The organism is Streptomyces lunaelactis (assembly GCF_003054555.1).
Classification (GTDB): Bacteria; Actinomycetota; Actinomycetes; order Streptomycetales; family Streptomycetaceae; genus Streptomyces; species Streptomyces lunaelactis.
This window is the reverse complement of record NZ_CP026304.1, coordinates 26,830-50,048: the sequence shown is the minus strand read 5'-3', so window position 1 is coordinate 50,048 and position 23,219 is coordinate 26,830. Positions and strand designations below refer to the sequence as shown.

General features: G+C 70.6%; 21 protein-coding genes. All 21 read right to left on the bottom strand.

Going from position 1 to position 23,219, the window contains the following annotated elements:
- Positions 1-123: 123 nt before the first annotated feature.
- The gene (locus tag SLUN_RS00255; RefSeq protein ID WP_159100080.1) at positions 124-3,411 is read right to left on the bottom strand and encodes a LysM peptidoglycan-binding domain-containing protein; all 3,288 of its coding nucleotides are present in this window, start codon (positions 3,409-3,411) and stop codon (positions 124-126) included.
- Positions 3,411-3,878 carry a pilus assembly protein TadG-related protein gene (locus SLUN_RS00250; protein ID WP_108146629.1) on the bottom strand — a complete coding sequence of 156 codons (468 nt, stop codon included), beginning with the start codon at positions 3,876-3,878 and terminating at the stop codon, positions 3,411-3,413. The genes SLUN_RS00255 and SLUN_RS00250 overlap by 1 nt, the downstream gene beginning before the upstream one ends.
- A 6-nt stretch (positions 3,879-3,884) precedes the next feature.
- Entirely contained in the window at positions 3,885-4,328 is a 444-nt protein-coding gene (locus SLUN_RS00245) for a TadE/TadG family type IV pilus assembly protein (RefSeq protein ID WP_108146628.1), read from the bottom strand.
- A 5-nt stretch (positions 4,329-4,333) separates the two neighbouring features.
- Entirely contained in the window at positions 4,334-4,741 is a 408-nt protein-coding gene (locus SLUN_RS00240; RefSeq protein WP_108146627.1) for a TadE/TadG family type IV pilus assembly protein, read from the bottom strand.
- The gene (locus tag SLUN_RS00235; protein WP_217505277.1) at positions 4,738-4,989 is read right to left on the bottom strand and encodes a hypothetical protein; all 252 of its coding nucleotides are present in this window, start codon (positions 4,987-4,989) and stop codon (positions 4,738-4,740) included. Before SLUN_RS00235 ends, SLUN_RS00240 begins: the two co-directional genes overlap by 4 nt.
- 53 nt (positions 4,990-5,042) lie before the next feature.
- Entirely contained in the window at positions 5,043-5,924 is an 882-nt protein-coding gene (locus SLUN_RS00230) for a type II secretion system F family protein (protein ID WP_108146626.1), read from the bottom strand.
- Positions 5,921-6,835: a type II secretion system F family protein gene (locus SLUN_RS00225; protein WP_108146625.1), complete on the bottom strand. Its 915-nt coding sequence runs from the start codon at positions 6,833-6,835 to the stop codon at positions 5,921-5,923. The genes SLUN_RS00230 and SLUN_RS00225 overlap by 4 nt, the downstream gene beginning before the upstream one ends.
- A complete protein-coding gene (locus SLUN_RS00220) occupies positions 6,832-8,202 on the bottom strand; it encodes a TadA family conjugal transfer-associated ATPase (RefSeq protein ID WP_306610638.1) in 1,371 nt (456 codons plus the stop codon). Before SLUN_RS00220 ends, SLUN_RS00225 begins: the two co-directional genes overlap by 4 nt.
- A 106-nt stretch (positions 8,203-8,308) precedes the next feature.
- Positions 8,309-9,151 (bottom strand): hypothetical protein, encoded by an 843-nt coding sequence (locus tag SLUN_RS00215; protein ID WP_108146623.1) that lies wholly within the window; start codon positions 9,149-9,151, stop codon positions 8,309-8,311.
- Positions 9,151-9,750 carry an SAF domain-containing protein gene (locus SLUN_RS00210; protein WP_175309990.1) on the bottom strand — a complete coding sequence of 200 codons (600 nt, stop codon included), beginning with the start codon at positions 9,748-9,750 and terminating at the stop codon, positions 9,151-9,153. The genes SLUN_RS00215 and SLUN_RS00210 overlap by 1 nt, the downstream gene beginning before the upstream one ends.
- A gap of 131 nt (positions 9,751-9,881) precedes the next feature.
- Positions 9,882-10,766: an ATP/GTP-binding protein gene (locus tag SLUN_RS00205; protein WP_108146621.1), complete on the bottom strand. Its 885-nt coding sequence runs from the start codon at positions 10,764-10,766 to the stop codon at positions 9,882-9,884.
- A complete protein-coding gene (locus SLUN_RS00200) occupies positions 10,760-11,377 on the bottom strand; it encodes a hypothetical protein (RefSeq protein WP_159100079.1) in 618 nt (205 codons plus the stop codon). The genes SLUN_RS00205 and SLUN_RS00200 overlap by 7 nt, the downstream gene beginning before the upstream one ends.
- Positions 11,378-11,590: 213 nt before the next feature.
- Complete coding sequence (locus SLUN_RS00195) at positions 11,591-14,206, bottom strand: type IV secretory system conjugative DNA transfer family protein (protein WP_108146619.1); 2,616 nt, start codon at positions 14,204-14,206, stop codon at positions 11,591-11,593.
- Positions 14,203-14,841 carry a hypothetical protein gene (locus tag SLUN_RS39100; RefSeq protein ID WP_159100078.1) on the bottom strand — a complete coding sequence of 213 codons (639 nt, stop codon included), beginning with the start codon at positions 14,839-14,841 and terminating at the stop codon, positions 14,203-14,205. The genes SLUN_RS00195 and SLUN_RS39100 overlap by 4 nt, the downstream gene beginning before the upstream one ends.
- Positions 14,838-15,944 carry a C40 family peptidase gene (locus SLUN_RS00185; protein WP_108146617.1) on the bottom strand — a complete coding sequence of 369 codons (1,107 nt, stop codon included), beginning with the start codon at positions 15,942-15,944 and terminating at the stop codon, positions 14,838-14,840. The genes SLUN_RS39100 and SLUN_RS00185 overlap by 4 nt, the downstream gene beginning before the upstream one ends.
- Positions 15,941-18,205: a hypothetical protein gene (locus SLUN_RS00180; protein ID WP_159100077.1), complete on the bottom strand. Its 2,265-nt coding sequence runs from the start codon at positions 18,203-18,205 to the stop codon at positions 15,941-15,943. Before SLUN_RS00180 ends, SLUN_RS00185 begins: the two co-directional genes overlap by 4 nt.
- Positions 18,202-18,459: a hypothetical protein gene (locus SLUN_RS00175; RefSeq protein ID WP_108146615.1), complete on the bottom strand. Its 258-nt coding sequence runs from the start codon at positions 18,457-18,459 to the stop codon at positions 18,202-18,204. Before SLUN_RS00175 ends, SLUN_RS00180 begins: the two co-directional genes overlap by 4 nt.
- The gene (locus tag SLUN_RS00170; RefSeq protein WP_108146614.1) at positions 18,456-21,131 is read right to left on the bottom strand and encodes an ATP-binding protein; all 2,676 of its coding nucleotides are present in this window, start codon (positions 21,129-21,131) and stop codon (positions 18,456-18,458) included. Before SLUN_RS00170 ends, SLUN_RS00175 begins: the two co-directional genes overlap by 4 nt.
- Positions 21,128-21,688: a hypothetical protein gene (locus tag SLUN_RS00165; RefSeq protein ID WP_108146613.1), complete on the bottom strand. Its 561-nt coding sequence runs from the start codon at positions 21,686-21,688 to the stop codon at positions 21,128-21,130. Before SLUN_RS00165 ends, SLUN_RS00170 begins: the two co-directional genes overlap by 4 nt.
- A complete protein-coding gene (locus tag SLUN_RS00160; protein ID WP_108146612.1) occupies positions 21,685-21,993 on the bottom strand; it encodes a hypothetical protein in 309 nt (102 codons plus the stop codon). The genes SLUN_RS00165 and SLUN_RS00160 overlap by 4 nt, the downstream gene beginning before the upstream one ends.
- Positions 21,990-23,027, bottom strand: a complete 1,038-nt coding sequence (locus tag SLUN_RS00155) for a conjugal transfer protein (RefSeq protein WP_108146611.1) — start codon at positions 23,025-23,027, stop codon at positions 21,990-21,992. Before SLUN_RS00155 ends, SLUN_RS00160 begins: the two co-directional genes overlap by 4 nt.
- Between the last annotated feature and the right edge of the window lie 192 nt (positions 23,028-23,219).

Here is a 23,219-nt window from a genome sequence, read left to right as displayed (position 1 = left end):
CGGTGGGAGCCGGGTGCCGGGCTGCGCACCCCCGTCGCGGTCCGGCGCCCGGCTTTCGACATGTCTGGCCGGCTGGTGTGGGCAGTGTTCCTGGGCTCCGTTTCGAGCGTGGGGAGTGCCAGATCAGAGCCTCTGGAGCTGTGCAGGCTTGCTGAAGATGTTGTCGATGACTCGCTCGGTGGCCGGTTCCATGCTGACGTCCAGACGCCGATTGACGGCCTGGAGAGTCTCAATGGCCTTGAGAACTCCAGCGCGGTTGCCGACCTGGTCGTCGATGAGCATCCACGCCTGGTAGAGGATCTCGGCGCTGTCATCAATGTCGAGCCCGACCGTGATCGCTCGGCGCGCGGCATCCAGGTCCGGGTCCGGGCCGGTGCGATGCCACGTCGCGAGGGTATGAGCGACGTCGATGATCCGGGCCAGCATTTCCTGAACGAGCGGGGAGGCCCAATCGTGATCGGCCCCGCCAAATGGACGGCCCCGGACCAGGCGCAGAGCGGACTCGAGGTCACCCATACCGGCGCCTGGGCCTCTAGCGAGGCCGCGCTCGGCGAGGGATTGGAAACGCGACCAGTCGCAGCGAACCTTCGGGGAGAGCCGGTAGCCGTCTCTGCGTTCCCGCGGCAGATACGGCTCCCCGTCCGTATCGACCCCAAGGCGGTTGCGGAGTTCGGACATACGCGCCTGCAATGTCATCTTCGACCACGGCTTGCGCGGCTCCATCGCTTCACAGAGAACCTCGGCGCTGCGTCCCGGCTTGAAGTACACGAGCGCGGCGAGTGTGGCGAGCCTGTTGCCGTGTCCGGAGGCCTTGATCCCGGAGACGAGGATGGGGCCGAGGATGCTGATTTCGGGCGTGTGCAGGTCGATCGGGTCGTCGTCCTCAACCGCGCTGCTCTGCGTCGGATTCCTGGTGCTCTCGCTTTCGACGGCGTCAGGTTCGCCCGTGCCCGTATTGGGAGTGGTGGGGGAGACGATGCGGAATGACGTGGGGGTCCCGGCGGCGGCTGCCAGGGCGGGGAATGGGGCTGCACGACCAGCCGCGCCTGGTCCGCCGGCTGATGCGCCTGCTGTACTCGTGTCGAGGTGGGCGTCCGGGACGGACTGCCAGGGGCCCTCGGCTGGGGAGGCAGGGTCTTCGGTCGTGGCCAATGTCTGGACGAAGCTCTCGTAGTCGGCTTCGGTGACGTACTGGATGGCGAGATCCGAATCGAGCGTCTCGCACCGCTGGAGCGTGTCGGTGGCTGCGGCCAGGCGCTCGGCGTCGGGAAAGCATCCTCCTGCGACCGAGGCCGGCAGCACGAGGGCAACGGGCAGATGCCGTGCTTTGGAGATAGCGTCGGCGAGTTCCCACGCATCGGATTCGGTGGCCTCCGCTGCGCAGATCAGCACCCAGGGCAGCGGGCAGACCGGTTCCTCTTCATCGGCGACCTGGTGTGATTCCAGGAGGAGTTCGCCCAGGTCGCTGAGCGCAGCGCGAAGGTGCGGCACCGGGCGGATCCGTCCCTGTGGGAGCAGAGCGGCGATGTCGTTGCCGAGACCGACGGTCAGGATGTCGGCGTGATCGCTCCACGCGCAGGTGGCTGCCTCCAATGCGATCGCCCGAGTTGTGGCGAGGACCTCGGAGGGCGTGCCGTCCAGGAGAAGGGTGCCGGTGTGAGGAAGGTTGAGGAGAAGGTGTCCGCCGTCCGGGTCGGTGCCAATGGTCGTCAGGCCGGGGTATGGCGCGGCTGCGGCGTCCGAGTCCAGGAGCGGGGTATCCGGGTTGAGCCGCCACCACGCATCGGTGCCGCGAGTGAACGGCGGCGGTGGCTCTAGTTCTGTGTCGTCGGGGAGCAGTTCGACGGTGCGGGCGGTGACGCGTGCGCCTCGGATGGACGGCAGGTGCTCGCCCTCGTGCTGTGCGTGGTGAGCGAGTGTGCGCAGCGCGGTGTCGAGGAGGTGGATACTGCCCGGCTCTTGGGTCGCGGCGAGGACCTGCTCGAGCTGCCCGGTCTCTTCCGGCATGGCGATGGTTTCGCCGGGCTTGCGGCGTCGGCGCTGCAGAATCCGCTTGAGGCTGAGCGTGGCCAGCAGGCCGGCCGCCAACAGCATCCCGACCCCGGCGACTTCCCGCACGCCGATGCCGGACTGGCCCTCTTCCGTAACGGAATCGGGCGCCGCGATGGCAGGGGAGGACGCCGCCGGAGTGGTTGGCGCCTGCGAGGTCGGAGCCGGAGTGGCGGAGGGCGTCTTCGACGCAACTCCCCCCGGACTGGTCGGCCCCACGGGCGGTACCTGATGGTCCCCCCGGTCGGCAGGCGCCTCATGCGATGGCACCGCCGTCTCCGGGGCCCCGTCGCTCTCGGGTTCTGCCCCGTCTCCGTTGCCCTGCGGTGCATCGTCGTCGGCCGGCGGCGAGTTGTGCTGTGGCGGCTCGGCAGGGTCGGTGGACTCTCCGGGCACGGGCGAGCGCTGGGCCGGGAGATCGAGTTGCTGGCCCGGGTAGATGAGGTCGGGGTCCTGGACCTGGTCCCGGTTGGCGTCGTACAACTCAGGCCACCGGTCGCCGTCACCGAGCTGCTCCTGAGCGATCTTCGACAGGTAATCTCCGGGCTCGACCGTGTAGCTGTCGTCGGATTCCTGCTGACTGCCGAGAAGTTGGAAGGTCGGGGCAGGAGGAGGCTTGGCCGCCGCGTGGGAGGTGTGGTCAGCGGGGAGGAGCAACGTCCAGCCGGGCTTGATGGACGCGTCCGCGTGAAAGACGCTGCCGTCGGCCATGGTGCGGCCATCGTTGAGGTCGGCGATGCGGGTGTACAGCTCGCCGCTGCCGAGTTCGTTCTCGGCGATCTGCCAGAGGCTTTCGGCGGGCCGCACATCGCGGACCGTGTACACACGCTGCCCGGCGCCCGACTCGGCAGCTTCCGGCTGCTGTTGCCCTCCGCCACCATCGGCTCGGGCGGTGGCCGCCGCGGTGGGGCCGCCGTGCCCGGGCAGCTGCTCGGCGGCAAGGGTGGGCGAGGCCTGGGCGGGGGAGGCCATGGCGGTACCGGTGGGCAGCAGCACCAGGAGGCCGCCGACGAGTGTGGCGGCGACGCGCTGGCTGAGGCGGAAGCCCGGCAGGCGGGGAGCGGTTCGGCCGCGTAGCTGTGCCGGTATCTCCAGGAGCAGCGCCAGGGCGAAGGAGCCCCAGCTGATCCAGCCCACGGCGGCGAGCGCCAGGATGAACGCCCCGGAGGTGTCCTGGCGGGTGAACAGGTGGGTGAGGTCGTCCATCCCGGCAGGCGCCGCGGCCCAGATCGCTTCCCACAGCAGCCACGGGAGTCCTGTCAGCAGTGCGACGAGCACGACGAGTGATCCCAGGGCTCGTAGCAGGCTGCCAACGGGGCGGGAGGGCCGCTGTGCGGGGGAGTGCGAGGCCTGCGGTCGCATCAGGGGCCTTCCTCGGGAACGGTGATGCCGTGGAGCAGGGTGGCTTGACCTTGGCCGGTCACAGGCATCTGGGAGACGCCGATCAGGGGGAGGAACTTGGTGTCGTACGCGTCGTGGACCGTGACCTGCAGGCGGGTTCCGCCGCCGGTGAAGGTCACGGCGCCGCTCACCCCGGCGCGGCCCAGATAGGCCCGCACGGCCGCTGCTGCCGCCTGGGGGTCTGCGACGACCGCGTCGCCTTCGATGGCCTGGGCTGGGTCGATGGCTTGGGCGCCGGCCCGGGCGGCTTCCATGGCGAGGGCGTCGGCCCGTTCGGTGGCGCGGAGTTTGCCGGTGCCGTCGACGACGAGGAGCCCGCCGAGTGCGAGCAGCGGGACGGCGATGATGGCGGCGAACACGGAGATGCCGCCACGGTCGCGGCCCTGCCAGCGCCGATACCGTGCCCACGCCCGCGAGTTGTGCCCCACTGCTGCTCAACTCCTCTCTCTGTAGGCGTCGACGATCGAGGTGAACGATGAAGTCACGGTGCGGGTTCCGGGGCCTGCGTGGCCGAGGAAGAACAGGTCACCCAGCGGCACGGTGCAGGAGACGGTGACGGTGACACTGGACACCTGCCCGACTGGCACCGTGAGACCGGCCGTGTGCGCACGCACGCGTGTGGCAGTGCACGGCTGCCCCTCCCCTGCCAGCGAGTCGGCAGCCGCCGCCTGTGCTGCGGACTGTGCCGCGCCCGGCGTGCGGGCGAGTGAGGCCGCCCGGGCGGCGTGCTCGGCTGCCGCGTCCGCGGCTTGCCCGGCCAGCGAGAGCCGGGCAGCGGCCAGGAAAAGGAGCCCGAGGCTGATGAGCAGCGGCACGATGATGACCGCTTCGATCGGGGAGCTGCCCCGGTCCGTGTCCCTGCCCCTGAACGGCGTCACGGATGTCAGCCTTCCTGCGGGAGGGTCCAGTGCTCGACGGCGCCGGAAGCGAGCGCGGACACCTGCCAGTTCGGCACCCCCGGAATCAGCGACATCGCCGTCCCGGACACGCGGATCTGGATCCGTTCGGGAGTGCTTCCGGCAGCGGACACCGACCGGTGGGTGAGGTTGTTGCCGGCGAGACGCTCCAGCGCGCTGCGGGCCTGGGCGGCGCCGTCGGCGGGGCTCGCCCCGTACATGCGCCCGGCGGTGACGCCTTCGCGGGCGGCGCTCTGCGCGATGTTGCGGGCGTAGCCCCACATCGCGGCCTGCACTGCGGTGATGGCCACGGCCAGTGCGATCGGGTAGATGATCGCGGCCTGGATCGCGGCGGCCCCCCGGTCGCCGAACCGTGCCCGCAACGCTCCGCTCATGGGCCGGTCAGCTTCCCGCCGTACTTGGCATACAGCGCGGCCAGTGCGCCGGCGATGGTGAGGGCTCCGGCGATGGTGACGAGCAAGATGATGACGGTGGGGATGGGGCCGTCGCCGCGGTCGCCGCGCTCGGCGATTTCCGTGCGGGCCGCTTCCAGGCGTGTACGGGCGGTGTGTGCGAGGCCCGCGGCCCTGACGGCTGCCCTCAACGGCGCGTCCCGGACTGCTGTTTTGACTGCTTCGTTCACTGCTTCCTCTCCTTGATCATTGCCACTCCGTCCCGCCCACCGGGGAAGCTAGGTCAGAGGAACAACATGTTCAGGACGGCGGGGAAGGCGATGGCGAACATGACGATCGCGGCGAGGAGCGCGCCGGGCGCGCTCATCTTTTCGCTGTCCGCGTTCGCCTCGGTTGCCTGCGCGGCGAGCAGTTCAGTGCGCAGGCTCCTGGCCCGGGCGCGCAGGGTGTCGTAGACGGGGGCGCCGTCGTTGGAGGAGAGCCGCATGATGTCGGCGACGTCGGCCAGGATCGGCAGCCTGAGCTGGTCGCCGAGGTCGGCCAGCGCATCCCAGGGGGAGGACTTCTCCGTCCGCGCCCGCAGCAAAGCTTCCTGGAGGCGAGTGAACGCCCAGCCGCGTCCCACCCGGGCCGCGTCCTCCAGGGCTTGCGAGGCGCCGACATTCGACCTCATCCGCATCGCCACCAGCTCGAGATAGGCGGCAGCGGCGTGGGCGAACTCGGAGCGGGCCTTGGCGGCCTGGTCGCGGACGTGCCAGTCGGGCACGAACCACAGTGCGGCCGCCGCGATGATGCCGACGATGCCGGGGATGAACAGCGGCACACCCAGCCCCATCAGCATCCATCCCGCCACCACCAGGACCGGCAGCAACAGCCCCATCAGAGAGAGTCCGGCCTTGGTGATCAGGAACTGTTCCGGGCTCTGCCCGATCAGGAGCAGATCCGCCCGCGGCAGGGCACCGGGCGCCCGGTCGACCAGCCAGCCACCCCACAGCGTGCTGGCCGCCGCAGGCGTCGCAGCACCGTCGCCGCGGGCTGGGGGCGGGTTCAACCGGCGCAGTGCCGGGCCGAGTTTCGGCGCGGCCGGCACCATCTCCCGCACCAGCAGCGCCACACCGGCGCCCGCTGCGCATCCGCAGATCACCAGGGTGGTGGTGGCGTTCATGGCTGGACCTCCGCTGGTTCGGGCTGCTTGACGCGGCTGCGTGGGTCGTTGATGAGGAACCGCGGTACCGGGCGGTGGCTGGCCAGCGACCTCATCCACACCAGGACGGCGGTGAACGCCCCTGAGAGCAGGGCCAGGACCAGCTGGCCGACCGCGCTTGCGTAGGGGGCGGTGTAGGTGGGGACGGCGAACCCGGCCAGGACGATGAGGACGGTGATGATCGTCATCCAGCGGACCGCGGTGCGGGACTTGGCCCGGTCGGCTTCGATCTTGCGCCGCTCCGCGACCTCTTCGCGTACCGATACCGCGAGGTCCTCGAGTGCCTGGGCGAGGCCGGGTCCGGGATCATTCGCGCACAGGGTGAGGGCGGCGCAAGCCTTGTCCGCGGTCACGTCGTCGAGCTGGTTCGCGAAGTCCTCGAGGGCTTCGCGTGGATGCCAGCCTGCCTGCAGCTTCTCGGCCAACTCGGCCACTTCGCGCTCCAGCAGCGGCGGGGCGTTCTTCCTGCTCGAGGTGAGGGCCTGTTGCAGCCCGAATCCGAGGCGGATGACATCCGACAGGCGCTGGGTCCATTCGCCGAGGGCTTCCAGCTTGGCGATCCGCTGCGTCGTGGACGCGGTCGGCGCGAGCAGCCACGGCACTCCCACCACCGCGGTACCCAGCAGCAGCGCCGCCACGAACACCCCGGTGACCAGCCACACCAGGCCACCCACCACGGCCGCTGCGCCGAGCAGCGTCCGCTGCCGTGCGGCCCGCTGCTGCTGATCGGGGCCGGACAACCACCGTGCCCGCCACCGCACGAGAACCGGCGGTCCCTTCGGCGCGGTCGTCCCCGCGACCGCCACGGCCATCGCCACGACACCCGCCGCGAGCAGCGCGCCGCACACGCTCCACCACAGGCCGCCGGTCATACCCGCACCCCCCTGGGCCAGGACCCGGCCGACTGGCGCAGCAACTGGGCGTCGAACCCGGCCCGCTCCAGACGCCGCAGCGTGGCGGGGGAGGGTGGGGTGCGCGGCATGGCCCGGGGCTCATCCCACTCCGGGAGGGGCCCGAAGATCTCGTTGTAGGCGGGCCGGCCGCCCTCGCCGACGCCGGTGATCTCCCACACGTGGGAGACAAACCTCTGCTTGCGCCCACCGGTGTCATCCACGGACAGGAACACGATGAGGTGCAGCCCATTGGCGATCTGCCGGTAGGCGAGCTGCTCACTGAAGTTGCCCTGTGCCAGCAGATACAGCTCTGCGATCCGGTCGAAGACCACATGCGGCTCGGAGGCGTGCATCGTGCACAGATTCCCGCCGCGCCCGTTCGTCAGCGCCTGCATCAGCGCAGTGATCTCCGGGCCGCGGACCTCACCGACCACGATCCGGGTCAGCGACATGCGCAGCGCCCGCTGCATCAGGTCCATCAGGGTGATTTCGCCGGCGGCGCGGCCATCGACCCGCTCACCGTTGGACTCCCGTGCCTCCATGGGCACCACCTGCTGGTGGAAGCCGTTCTTGTGGGCCCACAGCTCGAACTCGGTCTCCAGCGTCCCGAACCGCTCGGTGGCGGGGATCTCCTTGAGCAGGGCGCGCAGCAGGGACGTTTTGCCGGAGTTCTGCTCGCCGACGATCATCACGTTCCGCTCGGCGCGCACACACGCCGACAAGAACTCCTTAAGGGCGGGGGAGATGGTGCCCAGCTGCACCATGGCGTCGAGGTCGGCGTCCTTGATGCGGTGACGGCGGATCGTCACATACGTCCGCTCCCCGGTCACTTCCGTCATGGCCTGGAGGCGAGAGCCATCGGCCAGACGCAGGGCGACGAGGGGGCTGCCGGTGGAAAAAGTCCGTTCACTCTGCCCGCCGTTGCGCGCCAGGTCCCGCACCAGCTCCCGGAGCTCTTCGTCGGAGTCAGCGACCGGCTCCACGCGCACCAGGCGTTCGTCTCCGAAGTCGAGATAGACCTGGTCGTGCCCGTTGATGAGGATGTTCTCCACCCGCGCGTCGTCGAGATAGCGCTGCAGCCGCCCGGCACGGAACAGCATGTCGAACACCATCGCGGCGAGCGCCTGCTCATCGGGCGAGGACACCGGCCGGGCGCTGTGGCCGGCCGCATCCGCCCACACGGACACGGCCTCGTTGATCAGGGCCCGGCCGCGCTGCTCGCGCACAGCCCCCACCAGAGCTGGGTTGGTCTTGCGCTCGGCGAGCAGCTGCTCGTTGACGCGCCGCTTGATCTCGCCTGCCGCCTGGTAGTTGATCCGCACCTGCGGCATCGCCTGCCCACGCACCGCTTCAGCAGCTGCCGCAGTCCCGACAACTCCGGCTGGGCGTCCAGATCGCTGCGTCCTCTGCGTCTCCACCACCCGCGGCCGCAGGGGCTGCGGGTGGACGGGTTCAGCGTGCATCGGCGACCACCCCCAGCCACTGGTGCAGCGGAGCGGCGATACGGGCGCGCTGCTTGGAGACGTGTCGCTGGATCGGGTCCACGGCCGTGCGGGCGGCCCGCATCAATTCACTGCCGGCGAACCGTCGGTCTTCTGGCGCTCCGTCGGACAGGACCGCGGCCTCCTTCGGCCGGTGGGGGAGTGTGGCGATCACTGGCACGTTGAGTGCTTCCTCCACCTCACGGGTGCCGTAGGGGCCTTCGGTAATGAGCAGGACCGACAGAGCTTCGGAGCCCGTCCCGCTGCGCTGGTCGCCGTCCAGCAGAGCGCGGAGCATGGCGATGCGCGGTTTGGCCGCGTGCACGCTCCGCAGCGTTCCGCGGACCACCACGACGACGGCGTCCGCGCGCCTCGCCAGCACGCTGGAGGGCCCGAAGGCGCCATCGCGGCCAAGGTCGATGAGCACGTCGTGCTGGTGCTCCTCGATGGCGACGAACAGGTCCGCGAGCTGACTCCACACCGGGCCCAGGCTCGGGGCCTGTCCCGGTTCGGTGAGCCCGGGCAGCAGCAGGCGGCTGCGCTCCCCGTCTCCTTCGCCGGTCAAGGCCATCAGCTGCGTCCAGAACGAGGTGACCAGTTCCTGCGTGCGGGAGGAGACGGCGAGATTGGGCAGGCCCCGGTCGGCCGGGACGCGTCCCGACAGCGCGCCAGGCAGGATGGCGCCGCCGTCCGGATCGCACTCGGCCAGCACCAGCCGCCACCCACCCCCAAGCGGCCAAGTCCGCAGCAGCGCCAACGCCGTACTCGTCACGCCCGGCGCGCCCGGCAGGCCCACCAGGGCTATCACGGCCATCAGGAACCGCCTCCGGCATCGACCACCAGCGCCACCCGGCCGCCCGCCGCCTGCGACGCCAATCCCGGGCCCTCAGCCGCCGGTACCGCCACGTCCACCACCACTTCGCCCGTGGACTGCTGCCTTTCGCCGACGCGCACCACCCTGGCGGCTACCGACTTCGGCTCCGCTGGGGGCTGCGCGCCTGTGCCAGCCGTGTTCTCCGCTCCCTCGGCGGGAGTGAATACCACCAGCACCTTGTCGCCGGGCGACAGTTGGGTAGCGGGGAGCTGCGAGGTCTTGAGCCCGATCCCGACCAGCTGCTCACCCTTCTCCACCAGCGCCCGGTCGGTGACCTGTCCCTGGGCGAGGAGCGCACCGGGCACGAGAGCGACCGCCGCCCGCTTCCCGACGACCGTGTCCCGCTCGCCGGCGCCCAGCGGCTTGAGCGCCGGATCCAGGGACACCGCGGCGTCGGTGAGATCCGCGTCCTCGATCACATCCCCGGCCGCAACCTCGCGCGCCACCGCCAGGACCGGCGTGCGCTGGCCCGTCTCCTGCCAGGCAAGGAATCCGCCCACCCCGCCCGCCGCGATCAGGGCAACAGCCAAGGCAGCCATCCCTGGCCGGCGCCGCCGCGACTGGAAGGACACGGCGGCCGCGGGCAGGGTGGGGCCCGGCTGTGGGCCACGGGCGGGTGCCGGTGGGGGAGTTGCTGTCTTCCTCACGGATGTCTTCCTCAATGTCAGCGCTACCGGCCCACAGCCTGCAGTTCCCCGATCGCGACCTGCGTCTGCGAGTTGCGGGTCTGCGTCAGCTGGCCGCCGCCGCCCGATCCCGTGACCTGCCAGTCGATGACCCAGGTTGAGGTCGCGGTGACGGTGTACTGGCTGCCCGGCCTGGATCCGGAGGTGCGGGCGTAGACATGCCCGCACGTCGGCGAAGTCCGCTTCCCGTACGACGCCGTGTACGCGGTGCCCGGACCGGTGCACGTCACCGACGTCCCGTCCCCCATCACCCAGACGATCTTCGAAACTTTCGCGGTCGCGGTGACCGTCACTCCGCCGGCCGTCGCAGATGCCGAGTTCGGGCCGAACGTGGTGGGTCCGACCTCGGTCCACATCCACACCGGCATCCCGACCAGACCGGTCTTCCCCGCCCCGGGCGCAAGCTGGATCTCCGGTCCGGTCAGCAGCATCTTGTCCACGGCCTGCTGCGCCAGCACCGCCGGATCCACCGCGGCCGGCGGTGCGCCATTCGCGCCCCATACCAGCTCGCCGAAGACCGCGCTGGCACCCGAGTCCATGTAATGGCGGCAGGAGCGGATGTAGAGGGCGCCGTCTTTCGGGTCGTGGCCCTGCCAGTACTGGCTGCCCGCGGGTGGCTGCGGCTCCATCTTGTTCACCGTGCACACCGGCGGCTTCTTCGAGCCGGAACCGCTGCCGCCGGCGGGCTTCTGACCGGAGCCGCCGGGCTGGTAGGGCGTACCCGCGCCGACACAGAAGGACTCGAAGTCGCAGGGCTTGGCATCCGCATCAGGACGTCCCGGGCCGCCGTCGGCCCACGCCGTGCCCGCACCGGCGACCGAACCGACAACGAATGCTGCCGCCGCGGCCATCAGCCGCAGGCTCAGCATGAGCGGTTCTCCTGCGTGGCCTTGAGGATCACCCAACGCCCTTCCCAGCGCTCCGCCGTGACCCGGCTGACGTAGCGCGTCAGCCGTTCCTTCGGCAGCGTGATCGGCTTCTTGCTCGCGCCGTCGACCAGCGTCCACGCCGCGACGTCGACACAGTCACTGATCGTCGCCGACGGCACCTGACCGCTCGTGTTGACCGACGCGACTTTGGGCGTGGTCCGCGGTTTGCCTGTGGCGACATAGCCCTGCTTCGACAGGGCCGCCAGTTCACGTTCGGTGGCGGCCAGCGCCTCACCCACCGCATACGTCTTGAGCCGGGTCCCCTTGACGCTGGCCCGGGAGTAGGCGGCGACCTTCTCCTCCCAGTAGCCCAAGTAGGCAGCGGTCACGGCCGTCTTGGCCGCTGCCTGCGGATCCGCGTCGGCTGCCGGCTCAGTCGAGGAAGCGGCAGCGCCGGCCGACGTGTCCGGAGTGGTGCCGCCGGGATCGGGATCAGTGTCAGTACTGCATCCGGACAGCAGCAGGGCCGCGCACACCCCAACGGCGACGCCAGCCCCACGGCTTCGCCCGCGGATCGTGGCGCGCCGGGACTGGTGGACTGCTCGTGACACGGTGCCTCCCCCGTGTGGCGTGTGCCGAGCTGGGCCCCTGTGGCCGCCGGCCTGGGGCAGCCTGTGCACGGCATGGTCGATGCGATCACGGTAGGGACACCGTTGACCTGGCGGTATTGCACGAGTGCACCGTCTGACGCCGATCGCCTTTCGATGTGCACAATCGGGCGCAGTGCAGGGCGTTCTTGGCGTCGACCCCCGCCGGGTTGCGGGTCAGCTGAACTCGGGGTCGATGGGTCCCTCGGCGGGTGGCTGCTGCCCCGCGGGGCGTGGGGTGTTGCGTGCGGGTCTGAGGAACTCGGCGACGGCGGCGTCGTGTTCGGCTGCTACGCCGCACAGGTAGGCGACAGGGCGGGCGCTGAGGTTGGTGTCCGCTGTCAGCCGCAGGAGCTGGGTCTTGTTGGGGCGGGCCAGGTTGCCGAACACCTCCTCGAGGTGCGGGTTGCGGATGAGGAGGGGCCCGATCATGCGCCCGTGGTGGGTGAGGGAGACGTAGTGGTGGAAGCGGGGTAGGTGCGAGATGCCCACTGGGTCGATGCGGCCGTGCCATTCCGTTGCCACCAGGCCGGTGGCTTCGACGGAGCCGGCGCTGGAGGAGAGCACTGAGGCGTTCTGCAGCAGCGACGTCCGTACGGCTGTCGGCACCCGTTGCAGGAGCTGTGTCATGGCGTGCAGGCGCAGCCCGAACTTGCGGAGCTCTTCGGTCATCTCGGCGAGGATCTCGGCGGCCATCGCGGACACGGAGATCAGCTCGTCGATGAAGGCGTGGAAGTCCCGGCGATGCTGTGCGGGCATGTCCCGCCGTGCCAGGGTGGCGCGGAACAGGTCACGGAACAGCAGAGAGATCAGGAGCCGGTCGGTGGGTCCGGATGCGGACGGGCTGATCCACACGAGCTTGCCGGTGTCCATGGCTTCGCGGATGTTGTAGCTGCTGGTGGGTGAGCCGAGCAGGGCCCGGGTGACGCGGTTTTTGAACAGGCGCTCCAGCGGGTTGAGGACAGGGCTGGTCGCGTCGTCGGAGAAGGTGGGGTAGATAGTTCGCCACCACTCGGCGGCCTTCGGCTCAAGGCCGGCGACGACGGCGTTGCGCCAGGCTGGTTTGGTCAGCAGCGTCGGGATCTGGAACAAGGTGGCCTGCTGATCGGGCCGGCCGGCCCGGACCGCGGCGTTGTTGACGGCAACGAGGGCTTCGACGGCCTTGTCGAGGATGGTCATGGCGCGGGGGTGGCTGGCGTCGGTCCAGCCGAGGACCTTGGTGAAGGTGTCCACGACGTCCTGGGCGACGCTGCCGGGGTCCTGGCCGTGTTCGAGTCCGAGCGGATTCCAGGTGCCCATGCGGGCCTGGTCGCCGTGGCGGCCTGTCAGGTCCAGGCACAACAGCCGGGCCATGATCTCCGGGTGGGCGAGGTAGGGGGCGAGGGCGGCAAGGCCGTCTCCGTGCGGGTCGACGAACAGGCCGCCCACCTCAGGATTGCCGTGCGCCAGGGCGGCGAACTGTACCAGCGCCTGCTCCGTCTTGCCGTAGCCGGACTTGCCCACGCGGACGGAGAACTTGGTCTCCGTCAGCGTGCTGGCGACCAGGCGCTCGGTGCCGTCAGGGCCGGTGTGCCATCCCTGCGGCATCAGGGCGGGCGCTCCGGGGGAGTAGCGGGGCAGGTCGGAGGCGAGGATTGGCAGCTGGCAGTGCACGGTCGGCGGCTTGAGGAGTCCGGCGATCTCTTGGGGCCGCACCCACGAGACGGGGCCGTGGATCTGTGCTCGCTGCCACCGTTCGTCAAAGGCGCGCCGGTAGATTCGATGGTCGGAGCCGATGCGCCAGGGCCCGAAGCTGAGGCCTCGGCGGCCCAGGTGTGCCGGGCCGGCGAACACGTCGAACGCGGCCGCCAGATGCGCCAGGCGGGCCTCGGCACGGCCCTTGTGGTCGGAGGAGCAGCGCACGAGCAGCTGAATCCGCAGCAGACCAGCCGATTCGTGCAGTTTGCCCAAGGTTTTGGCGCGGTCGATCGGGCGCGGCTGGGCCGGGAGCACCATCCGGTTCCCGCTCGTGTCGCCGTTGAGTAGTGCGGAGAGCTGGTAGCGGAGCGAGCCCTCGGCGTCCGCGCTGTCCGCGTGGGCGGCTCGTGATTCCCTGCGGGCTGTGCGGCGGGCGCGCTCGCGGGCCTCGGCGAGCAGCCGCCACCGCCGGAGTTTGAGTTGCCACCGGCCCACGGGCTGCAGGTCGAGGCAGACTTCCGCAAGGTCGCCGAGATCGGACCGCAGCGTGGCGACGGCGTCGACGAGCGGCTGCAGCGGATCGGGCTGGAGCGGCACCTCGCGCAGGGTCCGCGTGAGCGGGCCGGACAGGGTGAACTCGGCGCGGACGGTGAACTCCCGCCGCTTGTCCCGCTTTTGCTCGGTCTTCGATGCGGTGACCTGCTTGAACGGGGTGGCGGCCAGCAACTGGGCGGAGGCGCGGGGCCCTTCGAGGAAGTAGTCGAGGGGCCGGGTCCCATCAGCGCGCAGCACGACGCGTACGGTGCGGGCGCGGGCCGGGACCCACCACTTGCCGGAGCGGGCGGCGCGGGCCAGCAGCGTGGCCTGGCGCCAGATCTGTTCCTCGTCAGGGTCGAAGGTGGCACCGGGCGTGAGCCTGAAGCGCACCCGGCCATCACTGCCCCGATTGGCGAGCTGCCGCACCGCGGCCGCGGCAGCCCCGTAGATCAGGGTGGTGAGGGCCGTGAGGAGGAACAGATGGTCGCCCGCGAAGGAGGCAGCGCCGAGTGCGATGCGGACCAGCGCGGCGCCCATCTGCCACACGGTGGCGATCTCGCCGGAGGCGTGGACGGTCAACGGATCGGCTCCCATCGAGTGTCGGCGCGAGAGAATCGGATGACGGCGGTGCGCCCGTCGCGCAGTTCGCCGGAGGGGTCTGCTCCGGCCCACACCAGATGCACTTGGGCGCGTCCGGGGGTGTCGGCGCGGGCGATGCCGGCCTGGATACGCACGCGGGTGAAGGCGGCACGTCCGGGCCGGTTGTGGGAGAAGTAGCGGGGCCACTTGTCGCGGTCTGCGCCGGTGACATCGGCGCGCCAGATGCGGGAGGCGTCGCGGACCAACTGCCGCTCCAGGGCAGGGGCAAGGTCGGCGGGCCAGGATCGGGTGAGCATCTGCTGCACCGCTGCGTCACCAGAGCGTCCGTCGCCGGGAATCGGCGCGGTGTCGAGGCGTCCGGCAGGTGGAGTGGCCGTAGCGGGTGTCACCGGAAAGGCAGGTGCGGGCACGGCTGTCGTCCGGGAGTCCGTCGGCGTCTGCCGTGCCGTCGAGGGGGGAGCCGCGGTCGGGCTGGTGCCTGAGGCCGGTGACGGCTGTGCGCTGAGTGGACGGGCGGCGGTGGGCCATAGGAGCAGCGCGCCGGCGACGGTCAGGATGAGGGCGGCCGCGAGCAGTGCGCGGATGGGTCTGGTGGTGACGCGGGAGGGAGTCATGTCAGCCGTGCGCCTCCGGCGAATCCGTCCTGCCACACCGGCTCGGTGCGCACCGAGGTTCCAGGGCGGGGGGAGTTGACCATCTGCCCGGAGCCGAGGTAGATGCCGACGTGGTAGATCGTGCTGTCCCGTCCCGGTGTGTAGCCGAAGAACACAAGATCACCCGGCTGCAGGGCGGCAACCCCCTGGCTGGCAGGGATCCGCTCGCCGACGCCGGCCTGGGCGGCGGCCGTCCGCGGCAGGCTGATGCCGATCTTGGCGAAGGCGTAGGTGGTGAGCCCGGAGCAGTCGTAGCCGACGGTGCTGGCCCCGGACTTCCCGCCCGGCGAGCAGCAGATGCCCACGGTGGGGCCCTTCGCCCCGCCACCGCCCCACGAATACGCAGTGCCCTCCTCGGCCAAGGCCGCGGCGATGACTAGGCGAGCATCGCCGCTGGCGCTGCCGTCCAGCGAGATCGATCCGCTGCCGAGGGCGGCGTACCGGTCGATGTGCGCGAGCACGTCATTCACGTACGCGTCGGAGTGGTTGTACGCGAACACGGCCCCTTCCAGCTGCTTGCGGTCGGCAAGGTTGCGGCCGTCGCCGCACAGGTACACGGCCGCGCCGAGGGCGGCGTCGTCGGCGTTGTGCGGATTGGAGCTGCCGTCGCCGTTGCCGTCCCGGCCCGAGGAGCGCCAGGTGGCGGGTATGAACTGGAACGGTCCGACGGCCCGTTCATACCGGGCGTCGCCGTCCAGGGCGCCGTTGTCGGTGTCGGTGAAGGCGGTGGTGTTGCCACCGGCCCCGGATCCGTTGAGGACCGGGCCCAGGATGTGCGGGCTGATGTCGCCGTTGGCGGCCACGGTGCGGCCGCCTGCATGGTTGGACTCGATGCGAGCGATGCCAGCCAGGACGGGCCACGCCATGCCGCGGCACTTCGGCGCTTCACGGGGGGTGAGGTCTGCGGCGTTCTGGTAGGCGCTGAGCATCCGGGCCGGGATGTCGGAGACGTCGGCGACAGCGGTCATGTCCGGCAGGGTGGGGGTGCGTTCGGCGGCGAACAGCACCATCAGAGGCACCGCCAGCACGGCCAGCAGCACGATCAGGCATCCGGCCCGCTTCATGTCTCCTCTCCTTCCGGCCGCGGCCGGGCCTCGCTCCACAGGCGCAGCCGGTTGGCCTCGCGCAGCGGCCGGGCCACCGACTCATAGCCGCGCCGCGCCGGCGTGGACAGGTCTCGGGCACCGGCGTGGGAATCACGCAGCCACGATGCGGTCGTCCGGTCGTAGTGGGTGAGCTGGGACTTCATCTGCCCGGTGAGCGCGGACTTCGCCCGGCGGGCCCTGGTCCAGGTCGCGGGGAGGCCGACGGTGGAGTGGAACGCGACCTTCCCGGCGGTGTTCAGGACGCGGCCGCCACGGGTGCGGCGCAGCCGCTGCTCGAGGCGGGTCCCGACCGGGGTAGGGCCTTGGCTGGGGTCGCTGATGATTTCGCCGGTGCTGCCGTCGATCACGAGCCCATTGGGCTGCCCGCGCCCCTGCGTTCCGGGCTGTCCGTCCGGGCCGGGCTGCTGCTGGTCGGGGGGCGTGCCGGTCCACACGTGCCGGGCCCCGTTGAGGCCGAGCATCACCGGTGCAAGCCCTCGGCGGCCTTCGGCGACAGCATCGCCAATGAGGCCGGCCGGGTGGCCGGGCATGCCCGTGCTGTCACCCAAAGCGTTCAGGTTCGCAGCGAAAGAGGCCCGCCGGCCGTTCAGTACGGCGTGCCCGGGCAGCCCGCCCGCGGTCAGTCCGTCGCCGCCGCGGCCCACCCCCAGCGAGGCGAGTGCCATGCCGGTGGCGGCGGCGTTCTCGCCCATCAGGTGGCTGCCGCCAACGCGCGCGAACCGCATGCGCTCGGCGAACCGCTGGCCGATACTGCCGCCGCTGCGCAGCATCCGGCGGTGCAGGGCCAGCCCCGCGAACGCCAAACCGTCCAGCAGCAGCAGCCGCTCCAGCATCGGGGAGTTGCTGTCGCTGAGGAGTTCGTCTGCGGCCACCCCGAACGCCGGGAGGAACACAGCAGTCCCGAACAGGACGACGGTGGCGGCGGCGAACATGCCGACCCACTTCCACAGCACAGCCCGGTTCGGGCCGGGCAGCATCGCCCACGCGAACACCACGCACCCGGCCACGGCCGCGGCCACGCAGCCGAGTTGGGCGGCCAGCAGACTCAGCACCATCGTCAGGACGATCGCGACGATGATGACCGAGGCGACCAGCACGAGCAGAGCCCCCAGCACCCGCGGCCACGTCACGTTGTTCATGTACTGGGCGGCAACCTTGCCGTCGTCACCGGCTTCCTCGAGCACCTTCTTACGGGCCTTGCCGTGCTCCAGATCAAACTCGGAGTAGCCGTCGTTGCCCACGCAGAAGCGACCGGCAGTGCCCGTATATTCACGGCAGGGATCATCCTTGGGGAGCTGTTCCCCCAGGCTGAGGCTCTTCTGGTGCGCCTTGTACAGCGGGTCGTCGGCTTCGATGATCCGCCCGTACTGCAGGAGCATGTACGGCTGGACGACGAGGGTGCGGGTCAGGGTCTTGGTGATGGGCCGGGACACGTCGCCGGCGACCAGGACCCGCTCGCCGGACAGGCAAGGGTCGCGGGCAGGGCCGACGATCGCCGCGCACTCCTTGGTGCGGTCCGGCTTCTTCTCCTTCGGCTTCTGCGCTGCGGCGTTCTGTTGGCAGGCAGCCTGCGCAGGGCCCGTGATCAGGTCGCAGGGATCGGTGCCCGGGGGTTTGGCGCTCCCCCGGTTGGAGGTGATCGTCGCGACTTCGAGCGCCGCCCGCTGCGTCTGCTGCAGCGGCCCTTCGGGTCCCAGAAGCACGTCGGGGCGGACCACTGAGGTGGCGGCGATCGCGGCGATCAGCAGAGTGAGGGTGATTTCGCCGAAACCGCGGGCCACCTTCCCGCGCATCACCATGATCAGCCCGAAGATGAACGCCCAGCCCAGGAAGAGGGGGGCGATGCCGAGGGGGGTGACGACTTGATCCTGGTAGGCGTCCGAGACGCGTTGCGCCGGGCCTGCGAGCTTGTCGATGATGGGGAACTGGTAGGCCCAGTCGACGAGCCAGCACGCAAAGCCGACCAGGGTCCGCGACAGGGCGAAGATCCCGGACAGGATGAACCTCAGGACCGTGTCGATCGGCCCGTCGCCGCCGCCGGTCAGCTCGTATTGCTCCAGGCGCACGCCTTCGGACGTCTTCACATTCAGCGGGCCTAGGACGCCGGCCGGGTCGTCGCTGTCGGCGGCGTACGCGCCACTCGAGCCGAGGAGCACCAGTCCTGCGGTGAGGGCGACCACGATGCCGGCGCGGCCAAGTCGCACCCGTCGGCCAGTCATCGCGCACCTCCTGCGCCGTCGGCGGTGCCCGGTGCCGATGCGGCCGGGGTGGGGGAGTGGCAGTACTCCCTGGCCGCTCCGATCACGAGATCGCACGGATCCTCGTTGGTGGTCCGCGCTGCCAGGGCGTCGCCGATCAGCCAGAACGCGATCACCACCACGGCAGCAAGCATCAGGACGGCGAGGCGGCGCAGAGTCCGGCCGCTGGAGCGGGGATTGGTTAGGCCGGGGGCGTAGGGACTGGTGAGGTTCATCGGGAACTCCCCGTCGTGGTGAGGGCGAACGCTCCCGGAGCGGTGTCCGTTGTCCGGGCGGGCGGCGCCTCGTTGATGCGTTCGGCGCTGGGGGCCTGGCGCTTCTTGCCCTGGCCGGGTGTGGTGAAGATGCCGTCCTTGAGGCGGGGCAACTCCGGCACGTGGACCTGCAGGCGGCCGACATTCAGGCGCGGATCGCGGGCGAGCATTTCGCCGGCGCGGTCCTTGGACCCGACCGGTGACAGCTCTGTGGTGACGACCTGCAGCAGCGCCTCGTCATCACTGGGCAGGCCGAGGAAGCTCAGGCCGCGGGCGGCCAGCACCGGGTCGGTGGTGCGGGACAGGAACCGGTAGGCGAGCAGTCCCCGGATGACTTCGTCCCCGAGCTCGGATACGTCGTGGCCGCCCATCCCGATGCCGGCACGGTGCTTGCGGCCGTCGTGCACCACTTCGTGGACCAGGGCCAGCCCCTCGGCGGAGGTGGTCAGCCAGTAGCACTCGTCGACGGTGATCAGGCAGAACCGGTCCAGATCGGTGAACGCGGTCTGCCGTGCCAGTGCAGCGATCAGGTAGAGGACGGCACGGCCGATGAGTGCTTCGAGGGGTTGGGTGCGCAGCAGTTCGGGCCGGGTGACCGCCTCGCGCGGGGGCAGGGTCAGCCCTGCCGTGGTGATGACGACGAAGTCGGAGCCGAGGTGGCCCTCCATGCTGATGGTGGGCAGTTCAGGGTCGAAGACGCTGGCGGCGAGCGGATCGTCGGACACTACGTGCAGCAAATCGCACAGGGTCGCCGCGTCCTGGGTGCGCGGGCCGTCCTCGCCACCGGCCATCTCCTCGAGCGCACAGATCACCTGCGCCATGCAGGGGAAATCTGCGTCGGCGGCCTGCCGCACCGCCTTCTTGAGCACTGCGCCTTCCCGTGTCATCGGACCGATGCCCAGCTGCAGGGTCAGGTACGACAGGGCGTAGTGCGCTCCCAGAGCGGCCGGGAAGATCCGCAGTGGGTCGATGGAGAGCTCGGCCTCCGCCGCGTCCACGACCTGGCAGCGCCCCTTCGCGGCGCTCTCGGCAAAGACTGCCCATTCCCGCATGGGGGTGCGGTCGATGACGATGGCGCGGCCGCCGCGGTCCACCACGCCACTGGTGATCAGCTTCAGCAGCACGCTCTTGCCTGCCCCGAGCTCACCCGCGACGCCGAAGGAAGCGGACGCGGACTGCAGCGGGGCGTTCGCGATGTCCAGCAGGACCGGCTGGATCGTTCCGGCATCCAGGCTCACCCCGACCATCTGGCCGCGGCCGTCGCCGAACCGGCTGCCGGTGAAGGCCCCGTTCATCGCCCAGTCCTCGGACAGCTGGTTCTGCGTGTACTGGCGCACCTGCTGCGGCGCATTCGTCGCGGGGAGGGTGAGGGTGAGGAGATCGGTCTGCCCGCCGCCGGGCCGGATCAGCCGGTAGTTGGCGCCGCGCAGGACGGTGGCCAGAGTGCGGGCCCGACGGTCGCACTCCTGCGGGGTGGGCCCCCACACGGTGAGCACGGTCACCGACTGGACCTCGACCTCGACGCCCTTGGCACGCGCGGCACGTGCGGACATGTCGCCGAGATCGTCCGCCGCATCGTGCAACTCGGATGGCAGCCCGGTGGCGTGCTGGGCCGCGTACTGGTCGGCCTGGTCGACCAGTTCACGCTTCTTCTTCGTGATCTCGCGAACCACCTTCTCCGCCGGCACCAGGCGAAGGTCGGTGGCCCAGTCCACCGGAAACGGCAGCTGTTCCAGATGGGCGAGGAACCCCGCATCCTCGGCCAGCACCGTGCGCGGCATCTCCGCCACCGCGAGCTGCGCCTGGTAGCCAGTGCCGTACTCGGACTCGACCTGAACCCACCGCCTGGCGACCGGCGACCCGGCCAGACCCCACTTCGCGCGCCGGCTCCGCGGCTTCTTCTCCGCAGCGGCCAGGTCCCGCCCGGCCTCCAACAGCCGCACCTGCCCCAGATCCGCGTAGGACGGTGAGCGCAACTGCCCCCGCGTCACCGCGCCCGCATACAGAACTGACGCGGCGGCCTCGGCCAGCAGCGGCCCGGATCCGGTCCCGCGGGCGATGGCGTGCTGATGCATCCACACGATCTCCGCCGGACGCGCCGGGCGCAGCCCGTGCCCGCCACCGAGCTCGGCCACCAGCTGCCGGGCACGGACCTGGGCATCGGCGACCTCGTGCGCCGGCACCGGCGCGGCCTTGAGCCCGAGTAGCGAGGAGAACTCCGCCCACGCCGATCCGGCGCTCGCCGATATCTCCCCGCGCGCGCCCGATACCTCCAGCGGGACTGCAAGCCACCAGCTGCGCTGATGCATCTCCAAGGGCGACATCAGATCCGCACCGGCCAGCAACTCCAGCTGCGCCTCGGCGACCTGCCTCCAGTGCGGCCGCCCCTGCAGGTCGACCCCGGCCACAGAGCGGGCCACGATCTCGCCCGGGTCGAGCTGCGCACACAGCCCGTACACGCGGGCGGACGAGGGCAGGGACCGGGCCAGGTTGGTGACCCGAGCGAGGATCTCCGAGCGCTTGCGCTCGCCCATATAGCGAGAGCCGTCCGGCTCCACACGCCAGATCGCCCACACCTGACCTGACGTGGACCACACCAGGTGGTCGACGATGTGACGGATCGCCACTCTCATGACGACACCCCCTGCCGAGCTCGGAGCATCTGCTGCATCGGCGTCGGCACCGGCACCGCCGGTTCCGGCTCCGTCGTGCGTGTCCGGGACGGCTGCCGACCAACCGTGGTCGGGCGAAGATGACTGGCGGGGCGGACCTGCGCGGCGGAGGGAACAGGGTTGGGGGGAGCGGCTGCGGTCTCCTCGATGACGAACCCGCCAACCATCAGCCGACCTCGCGGCTCGCGCGCAGCACGTCCGCCGATCCGCCCGCCGGCGGGCTGCAGCACGAACGACATCCAGTCCAGTGCCGCATTCAGGGGCGAGCGGCCGGCGATGGTGCCGCGTGCCGCCCACACGGCAACGCCCCACGCAACAACGGGAAGTGGGCCCATCCAGGACCACCACGAGAAGGTGCGGATGAGGACGAACGCGCCGCCAGCGCCGATGACGAGCTGCGCAGGGGTGTAGGGCCCCAGCGGCAGCGTCCAGTCACCGATCTTGCCCAGGACCCACGGGTGACGCCGCGCGCGCGTGTAGGTACGGCCGATGCGCGGCCGCGCGCTCTCCGCGCTCATGAGAGCCCACCAGCCCGGTCGGGCCGAATTGCCCCTGGTTCGCCGAGGCCCTGTGGGGTGCTGTCCACGCTGGTGATTTCGTTCTTGAAGAATCCGGACAGCTCGGTGCGGGAGTTGTAGATCCCCAGACACAGCACCAGGCCGATCAGCGCACCCAAACCGGCCTTGAACGAGAACTTCCGCATCAAGGTGACGATGACGATGATCAACAGGGCCAGGCGGAAACCTTTGTCGCCCCAGGAAGTGCCCATTCCGAGAAGGTGGTCACCCATCTGCTCGAGCTCGGCGGCAAGCATCACATTCACCGGATCTCCTGCACGGTCGTCATGGGCAGACCAGCGGACCGCGCGGCCGAGGACGGCACGGCGGCGCTCGCTGGTGATGGCTTCGTAGCCGTGCTGCCGGACTCCAGTCCGGTCACCTCCCAGCGGCCCGCACGGGCGGTGAGGCGCAGCGCGTAGGCCAGCGGCCACAGGCCGCCGGCCGCATCGCGCGCGGTCACCCGGGCCTGGACCCGCACTGTGGAGCCGTCCTTGCGGACGCCTCCGTCCCCGGACTCGTCGGCGCTCAACCGGTCCATCCGCACCTGCCGGTACGGAGCGGGAACCAGGGATGGCAGATCCACCCCAGGGGCCAGGTACCGGTCCGCGCTGCCACTCCCGCCCGCGTACGCGGCGAGGAACTCGCCCACCGTGACCGCAAGCGGCGACTCCGTGGGCACCTCGCTCCCGTATACGGACGTCGGCGCCTTGAGTCTGCGCGGCCCGGCCACCTCGGCCGGCGCCGAAGTAACCACCAGTCCCGGCTGGGATCCGGCAGCCCGATCGCCGCCGTCGAACGTCATCGGCACGGCGAAGTACCGCACTCCACCACCCGCGAACTGCACCCCGACGGTCACCGACCAGGTCGAGTTGCGCAGTCGCGCGGTGCCTACCGCCGTGACCCGCTCAACTTTCGGGACGTCCTTGCTCCACACCGGCGACTCCACCGACGGCGCCATCGTGAGCAACGCAGCCGCGGCTGCGGGGTCCTGCCGGTTGCCACTGCGCAGCCACAGCGCCACAGCCACCTCTGCGTACCCGGACGGATCCGCCTGCAACAGCCGACTTCCCGACGGCTGCGCAGCCGCCGCCTTCGGGATGCGCACGACCGGATCGGGACCTGCGCACGAGACGGCCAACGCGAGAGGGCCGGCCGCAACCGCCGCCCACACCACGGTGCGCACCATCGCCATACGGTGACGCGGCAGCCGCTGCGCATGACCGGCCGCACCAGCATCGGCAGCCGGATCGGCAGCCGGTCGGCGCCGATCGGATCGCGTGAGAAGGCGGCTGGACATGGGGACTCCTTGCGGCGAAGAGGGGCGGTGGGATCTGCCCTCACTCTTCGCCGAGCCCCTTACCACCCCGCTTTCCACCAGGTGCCGGTGGCTGTCACAAGCTCATAACGCCTGCTGTGGTAAGCACCCTGTGGCCTCGTGGTAAGCGTGCGAGGCGGCGACCACTGCCCGTGGTAAGCGACTGTCGCGGCA

Bases quoted from the DNA above. Each gene is read 5' to 3' on its own strand.
- SLUN_RS00255 (WP_159100080.1), bottom strand. From the start codon at position 3,411: ATGCGACCGCAGGCCTCGCACTCCCCCGCACAGCGGCCCTCCCGCCCC.
- SLUN_RS00240 (WP_108146627.1), bottom strand. From the start codon at position 4,741: ATGAGCGGAGCGTTGCGGGCACGGTTCGGCGACCGGGGGGCCGCCGCG.
- SLUN_RS00230 (WP_108146626.1), bottom strand. From the start codon at position 5,924: ATGAACGCCACCACCACCCTGGTGATCTGCGGATGCGCAGCGGGCGCC.
- SLUN_RS00225 (WP_108146625.1), bottom strand. From the start codon at position 6,835: ATGACCGGCGGCCTGTGGTGGAGCGTGTGCGGCGCGCTGCTCGCGGCG.
- SLUN_RS00215 (WP_108146623.1), bottom strand. From the start codon at position 9,151: ATGGCCGTGATAGCCCTGGTGGGCCTGCCGGGCGCGCCGGGCGTGACG.
- SLUN_RS00210 (WP_175309990.1), bottom strand. From the start codon at position 9,750: ATGGCTGCCTTGGCTGTTGCCCTGATCGCGGCGGGCGGGGTGGGCGGA.
- SLUN_RS00205 (WP_108146621.1), bottom strand. From the start codon at position 10,766: ATGCTGAGCCTGCGGCTGATGGCCGCGGCGGCAGCATTCGTTGTCGGT.
- SLUN_RS39100 (WP_159100078.1), bottom strand. From the start codon at position 14,841: ATGACTCCCTCCCGCGTCACCACCAGACCCATCCGCGCACTGCTCGCG.
- SLUN_RS00185 (WP_108146617.1), bottom strand. From the start codon at position 15,944: ATGAAGCGGGCCGGATGCCTGATCGTGCTGCTGGCCGTGCTGGCGGTG.
- SLUN_RS00180 (WP_159100077.1), bottom strand. From the start codon at position 18,205: ATGACTGGCCGACGGGTGCGACTTGGCCGCGCCGGCATCGTGGTCGCC.
- SLUN_RS00175 (WP_108146615.1), bottom strand. From the start codon at position 18,459: ATGAACCTCACCAGTCCCTACGCCCCCGGCCTAACCAATCCCCGCTCC.
- SLUN_RS00170 (WP_108146614.1), bottom strand. From the start codon at position 21,131: ATGAGAGTGGCGATCCGTCACATCGTCGACCACCTGGTGTGGTCCACG.
- SLUN_RS00165 (WP_108146613.1), bottom strand. From the start codon at position 21,688: ATGAGCGCGGAGAGCGCGCGGCCGCGCATCGGCCGTACCTACACGCGC.
- SLUN_RS00155 (WP_108146611.1), bottom strand. From the start codon at position 23,027: ATGTCCAGCCGCCTTCTCACGCGATCCGATCGGCGCCGACCGGCTGCC.